Source organism: Mycobacterium sp. 48b, assembly GCF_048282725.1.
Lineage (GTDB): Bacteria > Actinomycetota > Actinomycetes > Mycobacteriales > Mycobacteriaceae > Mycobacterium.
In genome coordinates, this window is record NZ_JBLVUL010000001.1 from 4,932,497 (window position 1) to 4,950,760 (window position 18,264).

Annotated in this window: 19 protein-coding genes; 8 read left to right on the forward strand and 11 right to left on the reverse strand. The window is 68.0% G+C overall.

What is annotated here, in order from left to right; genetic code table 11:
- The first annotated feature begins 25 nt into the window (after positions 1–25).
- The 3 genes from ACNQR1_RS24045 to aftC are packed head-to-tail and all read left to right on the forward strand — an operon-like array spanning position 26 to position 3,716.
- A complete protein-coding gene (locus ACNQR1_RS24045) occupies positions 26–796 on the forward strand; it encodes a pyrimidine reductase family protein (RefSeq protein WP_418048188.1) in 771 nt (256 codons plus the stop codon).
- A gap of 28 nt (positions 797–824) precedes the next feature.
- Positions 825–2,402 (forward strand): alpha/beta hydrolase, encoded by a 1,578-nt coding sequence (locus ACNQR1_RS24050; protein ID WP_418048189.1) that lies wholly within the window; start codon positions 825–827, stop codon positions 2,400–2,402.
- Between the two features lie 36 nt (positions 2,403–2,438).
- Positions 2,439–3,716 carry an arabinofuranan 3-O-arabinosyltransferase gene (gene aftC, locus ACNQR1_RS24055; protein WP_418048190.1) on the forward strand — a complete coding sequence of 426 codons (1,278 nt, stop codon included), beginning with the start codon at positions 2,439–2,441 and terminating at the stop codon, positions 3,714–3,716.
- Here the strand turns inward: aftC and ACNQR1_RS24060 are convergent.
- From ACNQR1_RS24060 to ACNQR1_RS24075, 4 genes are all read right to left on the reverse strand, one after another.
- A complete protein-coding gene (locus ACNQR1_RS24060) occupies positions 3,708–4,271 on the reverse strand; it encodes a class I SAM-dependent methyltransferase (RefSeq protein ID WP_418048191.1) in 564 nt (187 codons plus the stop codon). The genes aftC and ACNQR1_RS24060 overlap by 9 nt on opposite strands.
- Positions 4,272–4,380: 109 nt before the next feature.
- The gene (locus ACNQR1_RS24065; RefSeq protein ID WP_418048192.1) at positions 4,381–5,130 is read right to left on the reverse strand and encodes a helix-turn-helix transcriptional regulator; all 750 of its coding nucleotides are present in this window, start codon (positions 5,128–5,130) and stop codon (positions 4,381–4,383) included.
- 8 nt (positions 5,131–5,138) lie between these two features.
- Entirely contained in the window at positions 5,139–5,366 is a 228-nt protein-coding gene (locus ACNQR1_RS24070; RefSeq protein ID WP_418048193.1) for a hypothetical protein, read from the reverse strand.
- 19 nt (positions 5,367–5,385) lie between these two features.
- Positions 5,386–5,685 (reverse strand): SGNH/GDSL hydrolase family protein, encoded by a 300-nt coding sequence (locus tag ACNQR1_RS24075; protein WP_418048194.1) that lies wholly within the window; start codon positions 5,683–5,685, stop codon positions 5,386–5,388.
- A 117-nt stretch (positions 5,686–5,802) separates the two neighbouring features.
- On the opposite strand from ACNQR1_RS24075, the gene msrB reads away from it, so the two are divergent.
- Positions 5,803–6,219: a peptide-methionine (R)-S-oxide reductase MsrB gene (gene msrB / locus ACNQR1_RS24080; RefSeq protein ID WP_418048195.1), complete on the forward strand. Its 417-nt coding sequence runs from the start codon at positions 5,803–5,805 to the stop codon at positions 6,217–6,219.
- Positions 6,220–6,228: 9 nt separating this feature from the next.
- On the opposite strand, the gene ACNQR1_RS24085 is transcribed toward msrB, so the two are convergent.
- The 4 genes from ACNQR1_RS24085 to hemE all read right to left on the reverse strand — a co-directional run bounded on the left by ACNQR1_RS24085 (position 6,229) and on the right by hemE (position 10,321).
- The gene (locus ACNQR1_RS24085) at positions 6,229–6,972 is read right to left on the reverse strand and encodes a class I SAM-dependent methyltransferase (protein ID WP_418048196.1); all 744 of its coding nucleotides are present in this window, start codon (positions 6,970–6,972) and stop codon (positions 6,229–6,231) included.
- Positions 6,973–7,207: 235 nt separating this feature from the next.
- Positions 7,208–7,903, reverse strand: coding sequence for a hydrogen peroxide-dependent heme synthase (gene hemQ / locus ACNQR1_RS24090; protein WP_418048197.1), 696 nt, complete (start codon positions 7,901–7,903; stop codon positions 7,208–7,210).
- Between the two features lie 4 nt (positions 7,904–7,907).
- Entirely contained in the window at positions 7,908–9,263 is a 1,356-nt protein-coding gene (locus tag ACNQR1_RS24095; protein ID WP_418048198.1) for a protoporphyrinogen oxidase, read from the reverse strand.
- On the reverse strand, positions 9,260–10,321 hold the full coding sequence (gene hemE / locus ACNQR1_RS24100) for a uroporphyrinogen decarboxylase (RefSeq protein ID WP_418048199.1): 1,062 nt from the start codon (positions 10,319–10,321) through the stop codon (positions 9,260–9,262). The genes ACNQR1_RS24095 and hemE overlap by 4 nt, the downstream gene beginning before the upstream one ends.
- 156 nt (positions 10,322–10,477) lie before the next feature.
- Between hemE and ACNQR1_RS24105 the strand changes: the two genes are divergently transcribed.
- Together ACNQR1_RS24105 and ACNQR1_RS24110 are read left to right on the forward strand one after the other, a co-directional pair.
- Positions 10,478–11,014, forward strand: coding sequence for a DUF3000 domain-containing protein (locus ACNQR1_RS24105; RefSeq protein WP_418050478.1), 537 nt, complete (start codon positions 10,478–10,480; stop codon positions 11,012–11,014).
- Between the two features lies 1 nt (position 11,015).
- On the forward strand, positions 11,016–12,263 hold the full coding sequence (locus ACNQR1_RS24110) for an HRDC domain-containing protein (RefSeq protein WP_418048200.1): 1,248 nt from the start codon (positions 11,016–11,018) through the stop codon (positions 12,261–12,263).
- Between the two features lie 9 nt (positions 12,264–12,272).
- On the opposite strand, the gene ACNQR1_RS24115 is transcribed toward ACNQR1_RS24110, so the two are convergent.
- Complete coding sequence (locus ACNQR1_RS24115) at positions 12,273–13,172, reverse strand: alpha/beta fold hydrolase (RefSeq protein ID WP_418048201.1); 900 nt, start codon at positions 13,170–13,172, stop codon at positions 12,273–12,275.
- A gap of 75 nt (positions 13,173–13,247) precedes the next feature.
- Here ACNQR1_RS24115 and ACNQR1_RS24120 point away from each other — a divergent pair, with 75 nt between their 5' ends.
- Complete coding sequence (locus ACNQR1_RS24120; protein ID WP_418048202.1) at positions 13,248–13,751, forward strand: phosphate-starvation-inducible PsiE family protein; 504 nt, start codon at positions 13,248–13,250, stop codon at positions 13,749–13,751.
- Here the strand turns inward: ACNQR1_RS24120 and dxs are convergent.
- Together dxs and nhaA are read right to left on the reverse strand one after the other, a co-directional pair.
- Positions 13,748–15,661 carry a 1-deoxy-D-xylulose-5-phosphate synthase gene (gene dxs, locus ACNQR1_RS24125; RefSeq protein ID WP_418048203.1) on the reverse strand — a complete coding sequence of 638 codons (1,914 nt, stop codon included), beginning with the start codon at positions 15,659–15,661 and terminating at the stop codon, positions 13,748–13,750. The genes ACNQR1_RS24120 and dxs overlap by 4 nt on opposite strands.
- Before the next feature lie 27 nt (positions 15,662–15,688).
- Complete coding sequence (gene nhaA / locus ACNQR1_RS24130; RefSeq protein WP_418048204.1) at positions 15,689–16,981, reverse strand: Na+/H+ antiporter NhaA; 1,293 nt, start codon at positions 16,979–16,981, stop codon at positions 15,689–15,691.
- A gap of 188 nt (positions 16,982–17,169) precedes the next feature.
- On the opposite strand from nhaA, the gene ACNQR1_RS24135 reads away from it, so the two are divergent.
- Positions 17,170–18,258, forward strand: a complete 1,089-nt coding sequence (locus ACNQR1_RS24135) for a GGDEF domain-containing protein (protein WP_418048205.1) — start codon at positions 17,170–17,172, stop codon at positions 18,256–18,258.
- Positions 18,259–18,264: the final 6 nt, after the last annotated feature.

Genomic DNA, 18,264 nt, shown 5'->3' on the forward strand with positions numbered 1-18,264 from the left:
GTAGCGACGTGCTCCAATTCAGTTCATGTCCGATGACACCGCCGGGACAAACCTGACCGTGCTGGGAAACGTCGACAAGATCGCCGACGGACAGCTGGCCCAGCACTACGCATATCCCGATGACCTGCAGAGATGTTGGGTGCGCGGCAACATGATCAGCAGCCTGGACGGCGGTGCAACCGAGGACGGCAAGTCCGGCGGGCTGGGCGGTCCGGGTGACCGGGCTGTGTTCAATCTCATGCGCCACCTCGCCGACGTCATCCTGATGGGCGCCGCGACCGTGCGGATCGAGAACTACTCCGGCGTGCAGCTGACGGTCGCGCAGCGCCAGGAACGGCAGCGTCGCGGGCAGGCCGAGGTGCCACCCATCGCGGTCGTCACCGCCTCGGCCGACCTCGAGCCCAACGCCAAGTTCTTCACCCGCACCGAGGTGCGGCCACTGATCCTCACCACGACCAAGACCGTCGCCGACGCGCGGCACCGGCTCGGTGCGGTCGCCGAGGTACTCGATGCCTCCGGTGCCGACCCGGCGCGCGTGGACCCGGCGGTGGCATTGCGAATCCTCGCCGAGCGCAAGCTGTTCCGCGTGCTGACCGAGGGCGGGCCCGCGCTGCTGAGCATGCTCATCGAAAACGACCTGCTCGACGAGTTGTGCCTGACCGTGGCGCCGGTCCTGGTCGGCGGCGTGGCCCGGCGCATCGCCACCGGTCCGGGCCAGACACACACCCGGATGCAGCCCGCGCACCTACTCACCGACGACGAGGGCTACCTGTACACGCGCTACGTCCGCGGGTAGTGCAACCCCTGTCGCTACTGTGGTCAGCATGCGTCATCAGCTGGTGAAAGCCATGAGGAGGTCGGCGGTCGCCGCGCCCGTCCTGTCATTACTGCTCACCGCCTGCTCGCCGCTGTTCGCCGCAGATCCGCGCTATGCCACCGACTCCGGCGCCCACCCGCAGGGACAGCCGGTGACCACCTCGGCGGGCCCGCCCAGCGCCCCCGGCATCGACGCGCCCAAGAACGACCTGTCCTGGCGGGACTGCACCCCGCGCGTATTCGGCGAGGCCGGCGTCCAGCCGGCTCCCGACGTGACGCTGGACTGTGCCACCTATGACGCCGATCTCGACTCGATCAACGGGGCCACCGGCACCGTGAGCATCGGCGTGGTGCGGGCCCGTTCCTCGCAGACCCCGCCCGACGCCGGTCCCCTGGTGATGACCACCGGATCCGACATCCCCACCTCGATACAGCTGCCGACGTGGTTGGCGCGTTCGGGACCCGACGTCCTCAAGGCTCATCCGATCGTCGCCGTGGACCGGCGCGGTATCGGCATGTCCGGCGCGCTGGATTGCCGCGACGTCTACGACCGCCAGGAAATGCAGGACCAGACACAGTTCCAGGCCGGCGACGATCCGGTGGCCAACCTGGGTGCGGTCACCATGACCGCAACCACCAGTTGCACCGACACGATTGCCCCGGGCGACTCGTCCTACGACAACGCGCACGCCGCCGAAGATCTGGAACGGCTGCGCAGCACCTGGGATGTGCCCACGCTGGCTCTGCTCGGCGTCGGCAACGGGGCGCAGGTGGCGCTCGCCTACGCCGGCTCGCACCCCAACAAGGTGTCGCGGCTGGTCCTGGACTCGCCCCTGCCGCTGGCGGTCGGTGCCGAGGCCGCGGCCGAACAGCGGGTAAAGGGGCAGCAGGCCGCACTGGACGCGTTCGCCGCACAGTGCGTGGCCACCAACTGCCCGCTCGCCCCCGACCCGAAGGGCGCCGTCGATGCCCTGCTCGCCGACGCCCGCGCCGGGCGCGGACCCGGCGGTGCCTCGGTGGCGACCCTGACCGACGCGATCACCACCGGACTGGGCTTCCCACAAGGCGACCGGGTGGCCGCCACCAACAATCTGGCCGGCGCCCTGGCCGCAGCACGCGCAGGCGACGCCGGACCGATCTCGACCTTGATCACCCAGGCCAACAACCTGCGCCTGACCGATGGACAGTTCGTCAACTCCTGCAGCGACGCACTGAACCGGCCCACCCCGGACCGCGTCCGCGAACTGGTGGTCGCCTGGGGCAAGCTCTACCCGCAGTTCGGCGCCGTCGGCGCGCTGAACCTCGTCAAATGCCTCAACTGGCCCAGCGGCACCGCGCCGAAAGACCCGCAGAACCTCAAGATTCCGGTGCTGCTACTCGGTGTGCGCAACGACCCGATCGTCGGCAACGAAGGCGTTGCGGCCGTCGCCGCCACCATCATCAACGCCGGTGCCAACAACCGCCGCGTGATGTGGCAGGGCATCGGCCACGGCGCCAGCATCTACACCCCGTGCGCGCTACCCCCGCTGACGGGCTACCTCGACAGCGGCAAACTGCCCGAGACCGATACGTACTGTCCCGCCTGACGTCGGGCCCGATCGGCGTCGGTATAAGGTTCGCTGGTGGCGGCAGCAGATTCCATCATCTCCGGTTTCGTGAGCGCATTCCGTCCCCGCACCTCCGCGCCGAGCACCGCCACGGTGCTGCGCTCGGTGCTCTGGCCGCTCGCGATCCTGTCGATCATCCATCGCAGCTATGTGCTGGCCACCAACGGCTACATCACCGACGACTTCGGTCCCGTGTATCGCGCGGTGTCGAACTTCCGGCGGAACTGGGCCATCTACAACGAGCACTTCAGCTACGTCGACCCGCACTATCTGTACCCCCCGGGCGGCACGCTGCTCCTGGCACCCTTCGGCTTCCTGCCGGAGTTCGCGTCCCGGTTCTGGTTCGTGGCGATCAACTCCGTGGCGATCATCATCGCCGCCTGCATTCTGGTACGGCTGTTCAAATTCTCACTGACCTCGGTCGCTCTGCCGGCCCTGCTGTTGGCCATGTTCTGCACCGAATCAGTCACCAACACCCTGGTTTTCACCAACATCAACGGTTGTGTGCTGCTGGGCGAGGTGCTGTTCTTCTGGTTCCTCCTCAAGCGCGGCACCCGCAACGAACTGTTGGCCGGGGCGGCGATCGGCCTGACGCTGGTGGTGAAGCCGTCACTGGCGCCCCTGCTGCTGTTGCCGTTGCTCAACCGCCAGTGGCGCACCATGATCACCGCGTTCGGGGTACCTCTGGTGTTCAATGCGGTGGCCTGGCCGCTGTCAGCCGACCCGATGGGCTTCGTGCGCAACACCGTGCCCTACATCTTCGAGACCCGTGATTACTTCAACTCCTCGATCCAAGGCAACGGCGTCTACTACGGCCTGCCGATCTGGCTGATCCTGGTGTTGCGGCTGGCCGCGGCCGTGCTGGCGGTCATCAGCCTGTGGCTGCTCTACCGCTACTACCGCGAGCGCGACCAACTGTTCTGGATGCTGACCTCATCCGGCGTGTTGCTGATCGCCTGGTGGCTGGTGATGGGACTGGCCCAGGGCTACTACTCGATGATGCTGTTCCCGTTCCTGATGACGGTGGTGCTGCCGAATTCGGTGGTCCGCAACTGGCCGGCCTGGCTGGCTGTCTACGGATTCATGACGATGGACCGCTGGCTGCTGTGGCGCTGGCCCACCACCGGGCGCTACCTCGAATACATGAAGATCACCTACGGCTGGTCGCTCATGCTCGTGGTGGTGTTCTGCGTGCTGTTCTTCCGGTATCTCGACGCCAAGCAGGACGGCAGGCTCGACGAGGGCATCGACCCGCCGTGGCTGGCCCGGGCCCGGGAACCCGAATCAGTCTGAGGTGAACTGCATGACCTGACCCGCCAGCCGGGTCTGGGTCCGCATCTGCAGGCCGTACCGCCCGCAGACCTCGTCGAGCTCGCCGGGATCGACCAACCGGAACGGTGACCGGTCGAGCCGGTGGATCGCCGTCGCCATCGGAGTGCGGGTCAGGTCGTAGCCGGTGAACACACCGCCCGGCCGCAGCACCCGCGCGATCTCGGCGATCGCCTTCTCCCACTCCACGATGTGGTGCAGCATCAGGCAACTCACCACCGAATCGAACGAGTCGTCGGCGAACGGCAGATCGGTGGCATCGGCCCCGCGCACGGTCACATCGCCGAACGCCCGCAGCCGCCGGGCCGCCGCACGCACCATGGCCGGGTCGTAGTCGGTGGCGGTAATGGCCAGCTCCGGGTTGGATTGACGCAGCCGCGCCGCGATATCGCCACTGCCCGAGCCGATTTCGAGCACATCACGACCCAGCCGATCGACCGGGATGCTGCCGAGCACGGCCTGCCCGGTTCCTCCGCGCCACAGCGCCGTCTTGCAGAATGCGCGTTCGATTCGTGACATCGCCGGCATGTGAGCTCCCGTCATCGGTGTGTGAGTCGGTGTACTGCTACCGCCTCCAGCATCGCGCCCGTACCCGTTCGGCGCTTGTACCGATCCGTCCGGTTTCGGGTCAGCTCAAGGCCCGCGCCACATCACTGGGGGCGATACCGGTCAGCTCACGGCACACCCGGGTGGCGTGGGCACCGTCGGCGAATCCGGCCAGATGCGCCGCGTCGGTGATCGAGGTACCCGCACTCAGGTGCTCCAACGCGGCCAGCAGTCGTCTCCACCGCGCCGTCGCACCGAACGAAGTGCCGGTCTGTGTGCGGAAGAGCCGGCCCAGATAGTCCGCCGACATCGCCACCTCGCCGGCGACCGACCCGAGATCGGTGCGACTCGGTATCCGGGCGGTGACCAGTTCGATCGCCTGGCGTACCTGCGGGTGCACCGCCACCCCGGCGGGGGCATCGGCCCTGGCGAGGATCGCGGCGACCACCATGTCCGCCGCACCCGAGAGATCCTCGGCCCGCACCGCGGCCGCCACTGCCGCGGCCAGGGGTTCGGCGCCATCGATCGCCCACAGGCCGGGATGTCCGCCGTGCGTCCGGATCGCGGCGTTGAGCGTTGTGGCCGTGTCGGTTTCAGGACCGAGATAGATCGACAGGGCCGCGCTCGCCCCGTCCGGCCGCATCGCGTGCCGGGTACCGCCGGCCACCGCCGCGATGGAGCAGCGCTGCGCCGTACCGTCGCCGGCCACCAACGCCAGCGACCCGCCGATCCCAACCGCGAGTTGCACCGCCGGATGATGGTGCAACTCGATGTCACCGAACGAACCCGCCACCACCATCATGCCGGGCCTGGTGGTCCAGTTGCCGCGCATAACGCAGGCTACCGCGGGCGCAGCGGTACAACCATCTCCACGTGCTCCTCGATCACGTCAGCGATCACCATCGCCCCGTGCGGATTCTGGTGGACATGGTCGGTAGTGAGGGTCAGGCCCTGCGACGCCGCGATCCGCCCGTAGGAGTCACCGAGCAGAAAATGCCGCAATGCCGACCGGTACACCAGCCCCATTCCCGAATCGAATTCGACTGCGGGAGTCGACTTTCTGCCCATCAGATACCCGGTCTGGCGTTCATTCAGCGGCAGATACGCGACACCGCTTACGCCGGATCGCCCGGCGGGCCGCCTCCGTGCAGATCCCGGCCCGGGCGTCGTTGGTCCCGATCAGAACCGTCACGACATCCGGGTCGGCCGCGATCACCGTGTCCAGCCGCTGCAGGAGATTGTGCGCCAGATCCCCGTTGACCCCGGCCCGCACGAACTCCGCCCTCTCCCCGACCGGTCGCTGCCTGAGCATCGCTATGTAGTCGGCGCTCAGCTTGCCCCGGGTAATGCTGTCGCCCGCACACACGATGCGCATCCGGTCGCTCATGTCTCGCCCCTCACCTCGATGACTGCTTGACAACAGCCTGGCGCGGACGGGTTCGGATGGCTTGTACCGATCCGCCGTACCTGGCGCGCACCCCTGGGCACCACGTAATTTGGGGGTATGACGACCGACGGTCCCAAGCTGCAACTGACCGATGACGAGTGGCGCGAGAAGCTGAGCCCCGAGGAGTTCGCGGTGCTGCGCCGGGCCGGTACGGAGCGGCCCTTCACCGGCGAATACACCGACACCAAGACCGAAGGTGTGTATGAGTGCCGGGCGTGTGGCGCCGAGTTGTTCCGCAGCTCCGAGAAGTTCGAATCGCATTGCGGCTGGCCGTCGTTCTTCGATCCGGCCGATTCCGCCGCGGTGATCCTGCGGTCGGACACTTCGCTGGGCATGCGCCGTGTGGAGGTGCTGTGCGCCAACTGCCACAGCCACCTCGGGCACGTGTTCGAGGGCGAGGGGTATCCCACGCCCACCGACCAGCGCTACTGCATCAACTCGATCTCGCTGAAGCTGGTGCCCCAGCCGGAGTGACGGGCGGCCTCAGTCGACGCGGGTGGCGTGCACCTCCCAGAACGGCATGTGCACCCGACCGTCGACCAGCCAGGGTTCGATGACCCGCAGCCGTTCCAGCAAGGGGGTCATCTGGTCGGCCATGTCGGGGTTGCGCGCAGCCATCATCTCGAAGACCTCGACGCTGACGTTGCCCTGGTAGGTGGTGGTCCCGAGGTAGGTGATCTCCCAGCCGGCGTCCGGAAGCACCCCGCGGAAATCCTCGGCCGACATCGAACGTGGCATCCGGAAGCCGTTGACGTTGTGCTCACCGAACTCGTACATGTACAGCCGCGCACCGGGTTTCGTGGCCCGGTGCAGGGCACGCGCATACGACTTCTGCAGGTCGGGCTCATCGGTGAACACGTGGTAGAAGGCGGTGTCGACGACAGTGTCGAACCGCGCTTCCAGGCCCTCCAGTTTGGTCGCGTCGGCCACCTGGAAATCCACTGTTACGCCGGCCTGCCGTGCGTTCTGCCGGGCCCGCTCGATCGCGGCCGGTGACGCGTCGATACCCGTGGCCGACAACCCTTTTGACGCGTAGTGGATGGCGTGGTGACCGGGCCCGGTCCCGGGATCGAGCACCTCACCCTTGACAGCGCCCAGCGCGACGAGCTGCTGCACGACCGGCTGCGGCCCACCGATGTCCCATGGTGTCGCGGCGGGCAGTCCGTGCGCCGTCCGCCCGTCGCGATACATCTCTTCGAAGCGGTCGGATTCTTGCGGAACAGTCATGTCCGCGAGGGTAGACCCGCTAACTAAAAGCCCAGTTCAGCCCGCCCGCACGCCAACCGGATCGCACCGCCAATGTCACGCTGGAGTGGCGGTCGACACCGAGGGCCACTCCAACGTGACAAGGTGAGCGACCGCGCGCGGTCTTGCTGCGCCAGCGTGACTGTCGAGCGCGACAGCCACTCCAGCGTGACAACGTCGGACCGCGACAAGCGCAATGCCGGATGCGCGGAAAAACCTACGGCAGCTTGGCGACCAGGTCCTCGACGCTGACCCGCGGCCCGGTGAAGAACGGCGTCTCCTCGCGGGTATGGCGACGGGCGTCGGTGGCCCGCAGATCGCGCATCAGGTCGACGATGCGATGCAGCTCGGGCGCCTCGAAGGCCAGGATCCACTCGTAGTCACCGAGGGCGAACGCGGGCACCGTGTTGGCCCGCACGTCCTTGTAGCCGCGGGCGGCCATGCCGTGCTCGGACAGCATGCGGCGACGCTCCTCGTCGGGCAGCAGGTACCACTCGTAGGACCGCACGAACGGGTATACGCAGATGTAGTTGCCCGGGTCCTCGCCAGCGATGAAGGCCGGGACGTGGCTCTTGTTGAACTCGGCCGGGCGGTGCAGCGCCACGCTGCTCCACACCGGGTCGCTGATGCGGCCCAGCGCAGTGGTGCGGCGGAAGTCCGAATAGGTCGCCTGCAGCGCCTCGATGTTGTCGGCGTGGGTCCAGACCATGAAGTCGGCGTCGGCCCGCAGACCGGCCACGTCGTACAGACCGCGCACGACCACACCACGCTCTTCGGCGGTCTTGAAGAACGCGGTCGCCTCGTCGGTCACCTGGGCGCGTTCCTCGCCCAGTTCCCCGGGGCTCACCGCGAACACCGAGAACATCAGGTAGCGGATGGTGGAGTTCAGTTCGTCGTAGTCGAGCTTGGCCATAGGCCTATCGTGCCACGCGGCTGTGGACGAGTTCCGCTGCCGCCCTGGTGGCGGTGCCCACACACGCCGGCACCCCGATCCCGTCGAGATAACCGCCCGCCACCGCGAGCGTCGGCGGCAGTCCCGCACGCAGATCGGCGACGAGATCACCGTGGCCGGGGCCGTACTGCGGCATCGCGTCGATCCACCGGTGTACGTGGCTGTCCACCGGATCCACGGTCACCCCGAACAGCGTGTTCAGATCGCGGGCCGACCAGGCCAGCAGGTCCTCGTCACCGGTGCTGCGGGCCATATCGTCGCCGTAGCGACCGAAAGACAGCCGCACCATCTCGACGTTCCCGCGCCGGCCCCACTTGCGCGAAGACATCGTGATCGCCTTGGCATTGAGCCGTTCACCCGCGGCGACGAGCACCCCGGATTGCTGCGGCAACGGCGTGCCACCCGGCAGCGCCAGGGCCACCACCGCGGCCGAGGCCACCCGGATACGCCGGGCCGCTGCCGCCGTGCGCGGGGCAATGTGTTCGATCAGCGGCGGCAGGTGCGGGGCCTGGACCGCCAGCAGCACCGCGTCGGAATACCAACTCGCGCCCTCGTCGTCGAGCACCGACCAGCCCTGTCCACGGCGGTCCACCCGCACCGCGGCGACCTGGGCCCACCGCACGTCGGCGCGGCGGCGCAGCTCCTCCAGCAGGACCGTGTAGCCGCCGTCGACCGCGCCGAACACCGGCGCGTCCGACGGTGGCGGCAGCGCCTCCCGGACCGCCTCGGTGAGGCTTCGCGCCCCGCGATCCAGCGCAGCTGCCAGCGACGGCACCGCCGAGCGCAAACCGATGGTTGCCGAGGATCCCGCGTACACACCCGTGAGCAACGGGTCGACGGACCGCGTCACCACCTGTGTGCCGAACCGGTCACCGACCAGTTCGGCCACCGACGGATCGGCGCCATGGGTCCACCGCAGAGGCCGGGCGCGCTCATCGTGGATGCGCGCCACCGTCTCGTCGTCGACCAGGCCGAGCAGCGATGACGCCTGAGCGGGAATGCCCTGCAAGGTGCCTTGCGGCAGCTGATGCAGCCGGGAACCGCTGTAGATCAGAGGGCGGGTGCCGGTCGGGCTGACCTGACGACCGGCCAGGCCCAGCTCGGCCAGCAGGTCGGGCATCTCGGGCCTGCGGACGATGAATGCCTCGGCGCCGACATCGAACGGCTGCCCACCGACCCGTTCGGTGCGCAGCACCCCGCCAAGCCGGTCAGCCGGGTCGAGCAGCGTGATCTGAGCCCGTGGGCCGGCCGCGAGCCGCAACCGGTACGCCGCGACGAGGCCTGAAATACCGCCGCCGACAACGCAATAGCTGGCACTCACAGCGAGTGCACCAGCGTCACCGCCTCGGTGATGATGCCGGGATCGGTCGCCGGCAGCACACCGTGGCCCAGGTTGAAGACGTGACCGGCCGCCCCGGCCGCCACCGCCGCGCGCCCGTCCTCGACCACGCGTCGCACCGCCTCCTCGGCCACCGGCCAGCCCGCCAGCAGCACCACCGGATCGAGATTGCCCTGCAGGGCGCTGCCCGGCTTGACCCGGGCCGCGGCGTCGACCAGTGAGGTGCGCCAGTCCACCCCGACCATGGTGGCCGGCGCCGAGCCCAAGGCTTCGGACATCGCCCCCAGCAACTCCGCCGTGCCGACGCCGAAATGCGTCATCGGCACGCCCGCTGCGGCCATGGTGGAGAACACCCGCGTGGTGTGCGGAAGCACGTAGGTGCGGTAGTCGGCCAGCGACAGCGTCCCGGCCCAGGAGTCGAACACCTGCAGGGCATCGATCCCGGCGTCGACCTGGGCCTGCAGGAAGGTGATGGTCAGATCGGTCAGCGAAGTCATCAGGGCGTGCCAGGTCTCCGGCTCACCCAGCATCATCGCCTTGGTGCGTTCGTGGTGACGGCTGGGCCCGCCCTCCACCAGGTAGGAGGCAAGGGTGAACGGGGCGCCGGCGAAGCCGATCAGCGGCACGTCGCCCAACTCGCGCACCAGCATCGAGACGGCCTCGGTCACCGGCGAAACCTGGCCCTGATCGAGCGGTTTCATGCCGTCGACATCGGCCACCGACCGGATCGGGTGCTCGATCACCGGGCCGACGTCCGGGACGATGTCCAAACCGATCCCGGCGGCCTTGAGCGGCACCACGATGTCGGAGAACAGGATCGCCGCGTCGACGCCGTGCCTGCGCACCGGCTGCAAGGTGATCTCGCAGACCAGTTCCGGGTCGAAGCAGGCCTCCAGCATGCGGTGCTGAGCACGCAGCGCGCGGTACTCCGGCAACGAACGGCCGGCCTGCCGCATGAACCACACCGGCACGCGGTGCGGGGTGCGGCCGCTCGCAGCGGCAAGATAGGGGGAATCGGGCAGCTCCCGGCGGGTATTCATCGGCTCCTATGGTGCCACGTGCCCGTAGGCGCGGACCGTTGCCGGTTCGTGACGGCCCGACTTCGGCGCGCCTGCGTCCCGTCCTGGCAGTATCCGCTAGCGTCAAACGCCGTGACCTCTGCCGAACCGGCCCAGTTCCGGACGGCGGTGGCGGCGATGAACGCCACCACCGTACGGCCGGAAATCGAACTGGGTCCGATACGCCCGCCACAGCGGCTGGCTCCGTACAGCTACGCGCTGGGCGCCGAGGTCCGACATCCCGATACGGCGGTCATCCCGGAGCGCTCCGAGGGTGACGCTTTCGGACGGCTGATCCTGCTGCACGACCCCGAGGGGGCCGAAGCGTGGGACGGCACCATGCGGCTGGTCGCCTACATCCAGGCCGACCTGGATTCCAGCGAAGCCGTCGACCCGCTACTGCCCGAGGTGGCCTGGAGCTGGCTGGTGGATGCCCTGGAATCACGGGCCGAGCACGTCACCGCGCTGGGCGGCACGGTCACCGCCACCACCTCGGTGCGCTACGGTGACATCTCCGGCCCGCCGCGGGCACACCAGCTCGAACTGCGGGCCTCCTGGACTGCCACCGACCTGGAGTTGGGACCGCACGTGGAGGCATTCTGTGAAGTGCTCGAGCACGCCGCAGGGTTGCCCCCGTCCGGCGTGACCGACCTTAGTTCCCGTACCCGCGCGTGAGATGACTGACGAAGACCCAGACCCTGCCGAGCCCGAAGAGGCCGACTCGACCCCATTGCTCTCGCCCGCAGAGGGGGTTCCCGAGGTCTGCGTCACTGCTGGTGAAATATCTTCTGCTGCAACGTCTCTGGCGAAAGGCAGCGGACCATTCGCGATCGACGCGGAGCGTGCGTCGGGCTTCCGGTACTCCAACCGCGCATACCTGGTCCAGATCCGGCGGACAGGCTCGGGTACCGCGCTGATCGACCCGGTCAACCACGGCGGCTCCCCCATCGATGCGATGGCACCGGTGGCCGAGGCGCTGGCCCAGGACGAGTGGGTGCTGCATGCCGCCGACCAGGACCTACCGTGCCTGTCCGAGATCGGCCTGCGCCCGGGCAAGCTCTACGACACCGAGCTGGCGGGCCGGCTGGCCGGGTTCGAGCGGGTCAACCTGGCCGCGATGGTGCAACGGCTGCTCGGCCTGCAGTTGATGAAGGGCCACGGCGCGGCCGACTGGTCCAAGCGCCCGCTGCCGGCGGAATGGCTGAACTACGCCGCCCTCGACGTCGAGGTGCTGCTGGAACTGCGCAACGCGATCGCCGCGGTACTCGAAGAGCAGGGCAAAACCGATTGGGCGGCACAGGAATTCGAGTACCTGCGCACCTACGTTGCCCAACCCACCCGGCGTGACCGCTGGCGGCGCACCTCCGGTATCCACAAGGTGCGCAACCCGCAGGCGCTCTCGGCCGTACGTGAGCTGTGGACCACCCGCGACAGCATCGCCCGCGGCCGCGACATCGCGCCCGGACGGATCCTTCCCGACTCTGCGATCATCAACGCGGCCACGGCCGACCCCAAGACGGTCGACGAGCTCATCGCGCTACCGGTCTTCGGCGGCTCCAAGCAGCGAAAGAGCGCCAAGGTGTGGCTGGACGCACTGAACCGGGCCAGGGAGAGCACCGATCCGCCAGAGGCCAACGAGAGCCAGAGCGGCCCGCCGCCGGCTGCCCGGTGGGCGCGGCGCAAGCCGGAAGCCGCCGCGCGCCTCGAAGCCGCCCGGGCAGGCCTGGCCGAACTGTCGGATCGGGTCTCGGTTCCTGCCGAGAACCTCATCACCCCCGAAGTGGTGCGCCGGCTGTGCTGGGACTGGCGTCCCGTCGGCGACGTGGCCACCGCGGTGTCGGAATTCCTCGTCGAGGCCAACGTCCGGCCCTGGCAGCGCGAGCTCACGGTGCCGGTGCTGACCGCAGCGCTGAGCGCCGACTGACCCGGCGATTCACGCGCCGACCCGGTCGATGTGAGCCAGGAAATGTGACAGCACGCCCTGCGGATCCTCGATCTGCGGCCAGTGCGCGATGTCGTCGGCGAGCATCACCACGTCGGGTGCCGGAATCACCTCGAGATAGCGCTTGGCCATGTGCCGGCCCGAATTCGGGTCCGACGGGCCGTCGATAAGCCGCATCGACACCGTGGTCTCCCGCATCGCGCGCACCCACCGATTCCGGTGGGTATAGCGGTCGTTGACGAACCGGCCCACCTTGTGGATGACCCGCTTGCCGTCGTTGTACTCCAGGATCTGGTGGAACTTCTCCATCAGCTCCTGCGACGGTTTGGTGTTCACCCCGAACATCTCGTTGATGGTGGGCTCAACGAGCCGGCGCGAGAATCGGCTGCCCTGCAGCGGACTCATGATGTCGCCCAACGGGGTTCGCGACATCGCCTTTTGCAGCAGCCGTGGGGTGTAGGCCTCGTTGAACAACCCGCCGTTGAGCCAGGTGATCGATTCGATGTCGAGTGCGCCGTAGGATCGTCCACCGAACTCGTGCCGGGCCAGCAGCTCCTGACCGACGGACACTCCCAGGTCATGGGCCAGGATGTGGGCACTGCCGACGCCAAGATGGTCCAGCAGCGCTTCGTGCATGTCGGCGTGGTCGGGGACCGAGTAGCCGTAGGCGACGGGTTTGTCGGAGAAACCCATCCCGATCATGTCGGGCGCGATGACGGTGAACCGCTCGGTCAGCGTGGGCCAGATCAGCGACCAGTCCCACGAGTTGAACGGATAGCCGTGGATGAGAAGAAGATTCGGCCCGCTCCCTTCGACCCGGTAGAAGATGTCGAAGCCCAGGTAGTCGAAGAACTGCCCGGCGTCCTTCCAGCGCTGCAATTCGGCGTCCATGTCTGCAACCTAGTTGAGTTCACGAAGCGGGATGGTTTCCCCATGGCCGGGAGAAGACTGGAATATCGTCGGGGCGTGGTGCAGCAAGAAGAAACCGACCAAGAGCAGGAACGGGAGCGCTTCGCGGACCGGGTGCTGAGGGTCGCCGAGGACGGCGTGTACTGGTCGATCGCGGCACTCCTGCTCTCCGCGTCGGTCGTGCTGATCATCGCTCAGGTCAAAACGCTGCTGCACCTGGGCGACTCCCCGACCACCCAGATCATGCTCGAATTGCTCGACGGGCTGCTGCTGGTCTTCATCTTCGTGGAGCTGCTGTACGCCGTGCGGACCTCACTGCGATCCCGCGAGCTGGTTGCCGAACCGTTCTTGATCGTCGGCATCCTGGCCTGCATCAAAGAGATCGTCGTGGTGTCCGTCGACGCGGCCAACCTGCTCGACAAAGGACCCGAGTTCGCCCGCGCGATCGTGCAGGTCGGCGTACTCGGCGCCCTGGTGCTCGTCCTCGCGATCGCCATTTTCATACTGCGGCTACAGCGCGCCGGCGCCGACCACATCCGCGACAGACCGGACGAGTCCTAGTCGATCCGGTGGCTGACTTCCTGTTCGCCCTCCGGCGCACCGATCGCGGCGATCCATCCCGTGATCTGGCGGGCGATGTGCTGGTCGGTCAGACCGATCTCGGCCAGTACCTCTCCACGCGAAGCATGCTCCTGGAAGAGCTGCGGGACACCGAGGTCCCGGCACGGTACATCGATCTCGGCGTGGCGCAGCGCCGCGGACACCGAGGAGCCGATGCCGCCGTGCACACCGTTGTCCTCGACCGTGACCACCAGCTTGTGACCGCGGGCCAGCTCACCCATGGCCTCCGGGACCGGTAGCACCCAGCGCGGATCCACCACCGTGACACCGATGCCCTGATTGCGCAGTCGCTCGGCGACCGCCAGTGCCATCGACGCGAACGAGCCCACCGCGACCAGCAACACGTCGTCGGTCAGGCCGGCCGCCGGGACGGCGAGCAGGTCGACACGCCCACGGCGCTCGACAGCCGGAATGTCTTCGCCCACATCACCTTTGGGGAACCGGAGCGCGGTCGGACCGTCGTTGACCGCCAACGCCTCGCCGAGTTCCTCCCGCAGCCGCGCACCGTCGCGGGGAGCCGCGACCCGGATGCCCGGGATGATGCCGAGGATCGAAAGGTCCCAGACTCCGTTGTGGCTGGCACCGTCCGGCCCGGTGACGCCAGCCCGGTCCAGCACCATGGTGACGGGCAGCTTGTGCAGCGCCACATCCATCATCAGCTGGTCGAACGCGCGGTTGAGGAACGTGGAATAGATCGCCACCACCGGGTGCAGGCCGCCCATGGCGAGCCCGGCCGCCGAGGTCATGGCGTGCTGCTCGGCGATGCCGACGTCAAAGAACCTGTCGGGGAACCGATCCCGGAACGTACTCAGGCCGGTCGGCCCGGGCATGGCCGCGGTGATCGCCACGATGTCACGGCGCTTGGCGCCGATCTTGACCAGCTCGTCGGAGAACACCGACGTCCACCCGGGCGCCGAAGCCTTGGTCGGCAGCCCGGTCTCCGGGTCGATGACACCGCAGGCGTGCATCTGGTCGGCTTCGTCGTTCTCGGCATGCGCGTAGCCCATGCCCTTGCGGGTCACGACATGCACGATCACGGGGGCATTGAAGCCGCGGGCATTGCGCAGTGCGTTCTCCACCGCGTGCTCATCGTGGCCGTCGATCGGGCCGACGTACTTGATGCCGAGATCGGTGAACATCACCTGCGGGGCGACCGCGTCCTTGATCCCGGCCTTGATGCTGTGCATGCACTGGTAGCAGAACTCGCCGACGACAGGCAGCCCGCGCACGGCCTTGCGGCCCTCTTCCAGGATCCGCTCGTAGGCCGGCTGCAGCCGCAGACCCGCGAGATGGTCGGCGAAGCCGCCGATGGTGGGCGCGTAGCTGCGTCCGTTGTCGTTGACGACGATGACCACCGGGCGGCCACCCGTGGCGATGTTGTTCAGCGCCTCCCAGCACATGCCACCGGTCAGGGCGCCGTCGCCGACCACCGCCACCACATGGCGGTTGCGGTGCCCGGTCAGCTCGAAGGCCTTGGCCAGACCGTCGGCGTAGGACAGGGCGGTGCTGGCGTGGCTGGACTCCACCCAGTCGTGCTCGCTCTCGCTGCGCGACGGGTATCCGGACAGGCCGTCCTTGCACCGCAGGGTGTCGAAATCCTGTGCGCGCCCGGTCAGCATCTTGTGCACGTAGGCCTGATGGCCGGTGTCGAAGATGATCGGATCGTGTGGCGAATCGAACACGCGATGCAGCGCCAGGGTGAGTTCGACGACGCCCAGATTGGGGCCAAGATGTCCGCCGGTTGCAGCGACCTTGTGGATCAGGAACTGACGGATTTCCTTCGCCAGATCAGTCAACTCGGACTGTGACAGGTGCTGCAGATCAGCGGGACCGCGGACCTGTTCAAGCATTCCGCCAGTGTACGCACGCACCCCGGGTCAGTCCTGTCGAGGCTGATAGACGTCGGGCACACCGTCGTGGTCGGCGTCGACGGTTTCCAGCTGGTGGATCCGGCGATATACGGCGTTGCGCGACACCAGGACCACCGACGCGAGCAGGCCCGCCACCACCGATCCGGTGACCACCGCGATCTTCACGTCGTCGTCGGCCACGCTGGTGTGTCCGAACGCCAGTTCACCGATCAGCAGCGACACCGTGAAACCGATCCCGGCCAGCATCGCGACGCCGAGCACATCCCGCCAGGCGAGATCCTCGTCCAGGGTGGCGTGGGTGAAGCGGGCCAGCAAATACGTGGTTCCCAGTACACCGATGGGTTTTCCGAGCACCAGGCCCGCGATCACCCCGATGGTCACCGGGTGCGACAACGCGTCGGCGAAACCCGACCAGCCGCCGACCGTCACCCCGGCGGCGAAGAACGCGAACACCGGCACCGCAAAACCCGCCGAGAGCGGCCGCACCAGATGTTCGAAGTGTTTGGCCGAGGCGTGGCGGCCCAGTACCGGAACCGTGAAACCGAGTACCACGCCGGCCACCGTGGCGTGAACGCCGCTGGCATGGACCAGCGCCCAGGCCACAATGGCCGGCGGCATCAGGATCCACCACTGCCGTACCCCCCGCTGCACCGCGAACGCGTACAGCCCGATCGGGATCAGGGCCGCCGCCAAAGGTCCGACGGCGACGTGATCGGTGAAGAAGAAGGCGATCACCGCGATGGCCAGCAGATCGTCGACGACCGCCAGGGTCAGCAGGAAGATCCGCAGCGCCGTGGGCAGATGGGTGGACACCACGGCCAGCACCGCCAGGGCGAAGGCGATGTCGGTGGCGATGGGCACCGCCCACCCGCCGAGGTTCTCCGGATGGCCCGAGAACATGTTGATCCCGACGAAGATCGCCGCGGGCACCACCATGCCGCCCACTGCAGCCGCGATCGGCAGCGCGGCCCGGGCCGGGTCCCGCAGGTCGCCCGCGACGAACTCGCGCTTGAGCTCCACGCCCACGACGAAGAAGAAGACCGCCAGCAGCCCGTCGGCCGCCCAGGAGGACAGGCTCAGGTTCAGGTGCAGCGATTCCGGGCCGATGACGAACTCCGAGAGCCGGTGATAGTCGGCCGACCACGGCGAGTTGGCCCAGACCAGCGCCGCACCCGCGGCTGCCAGCAGTAATGCCCCGCCGACGGTCTCGGTGCGCAACAGCTCGGAGACCCGCTGCCACTCCGGCCAGGACCCGCGTGCCAGCAGACGTCGGCTGGTGGGTAGACGGCGATTGGTCATCGGGCTCCTGTGGTCAGCATGCATCGAACGCCGACCAGACTTCCCGGCACACCTGCGGATAACGCTAACAGGTGAGGTCTCCGAGCAAATACCGACGAAGTCAATGGCAGCGCCTCAAACCGGCGACAAAACTGCGACCCACATGATTACGTAAGGTGTAGGCGAAGTCGATTACTCCGGGGTGCGGGTTGAGTCCATTCGATCACTACTACGCGCGTACTGCCCTGCTCGCTGCGCAGGGCAAGCGCACCCGGATGCAACGCCTCGTCGGGGTCACCATCGTCGGGTTGAGCCTGGTCCCCCTGCTGCTGCTGATCAACCCCAAGGGACCCCACGGCGGCCTGCAGTACGTGGCGGTGGCGGTGAGCATCGGCGGCCTGACGCTCGCGCAATGGTGGTGGCGACGCCAGTGGCCCAGCCGCACCCAGTCCTGGACCGTCGTGTCCATCGGCACCGCCTGTATCGCGGCGACCTGCATCCTGCTGGTGGACCCCGTCGTCGGGCTCATGGGTTCCAGTTCGTTGAGCCTCATCACCGCCTACACGGCCTTCCTGCACAGTCGCCGGGTGCTGCATCTGACCTGGGTGGCTTCCGGCCTCGTGGTGGCCTTCCTGGGCGTGCGGGTGGCACTGACGGATGTCTGGCTGGGGGCCGTGGGCACGCTGGTGGCGGTCCTGGTGATCCTGAGTACCTCGGCGCTGTGCCGGATGGCCGTCGAGCTGATCGAACCCGACGGTGTCCAGCACCCGGGCGAGATCGACCCGCTGACCGGTCTGCTCAACCGCGAGGCGTTCGACATGCACACGGCCACGATGCTGGGCTCCCACAGCCGTCACGACGATCAGTACCTGGTGGTGGTGGCGGTCGGCATCGATGACATGGCGCTGCTCAGCGACATGGACGGCAGCCACAGCACGTTGCATGCCCGCGTGGCCGTCGCCCAGGCCATCCGCGAGACGGTGCGCCACAAGGTCCCGCTGGCCCACGTGTCCGACAGCGAATTCCTGATCGCGGACGTGTTCAAGACCAACGACCCCTCACCGCTGGTCAACCGGATCCGCATGGCCATCACCACCACCCCCATGCGGCTGACGGCCAGCATTGGCGCGGCCTCCAGCCAGTTGCGCCCGCTGACCGAGCTGCCCACCCCGCAGGTCGTCGACGCCCTCGTGGCGCTGGCCGGCACCGCGATGAACCAGTCGAAGGCTCATGGCGGCAACCGGGCCACCTACGCGCACTTCCCCACCCCGACGATGGGCCCGGACGCCCAGGAGTGAGTGGCG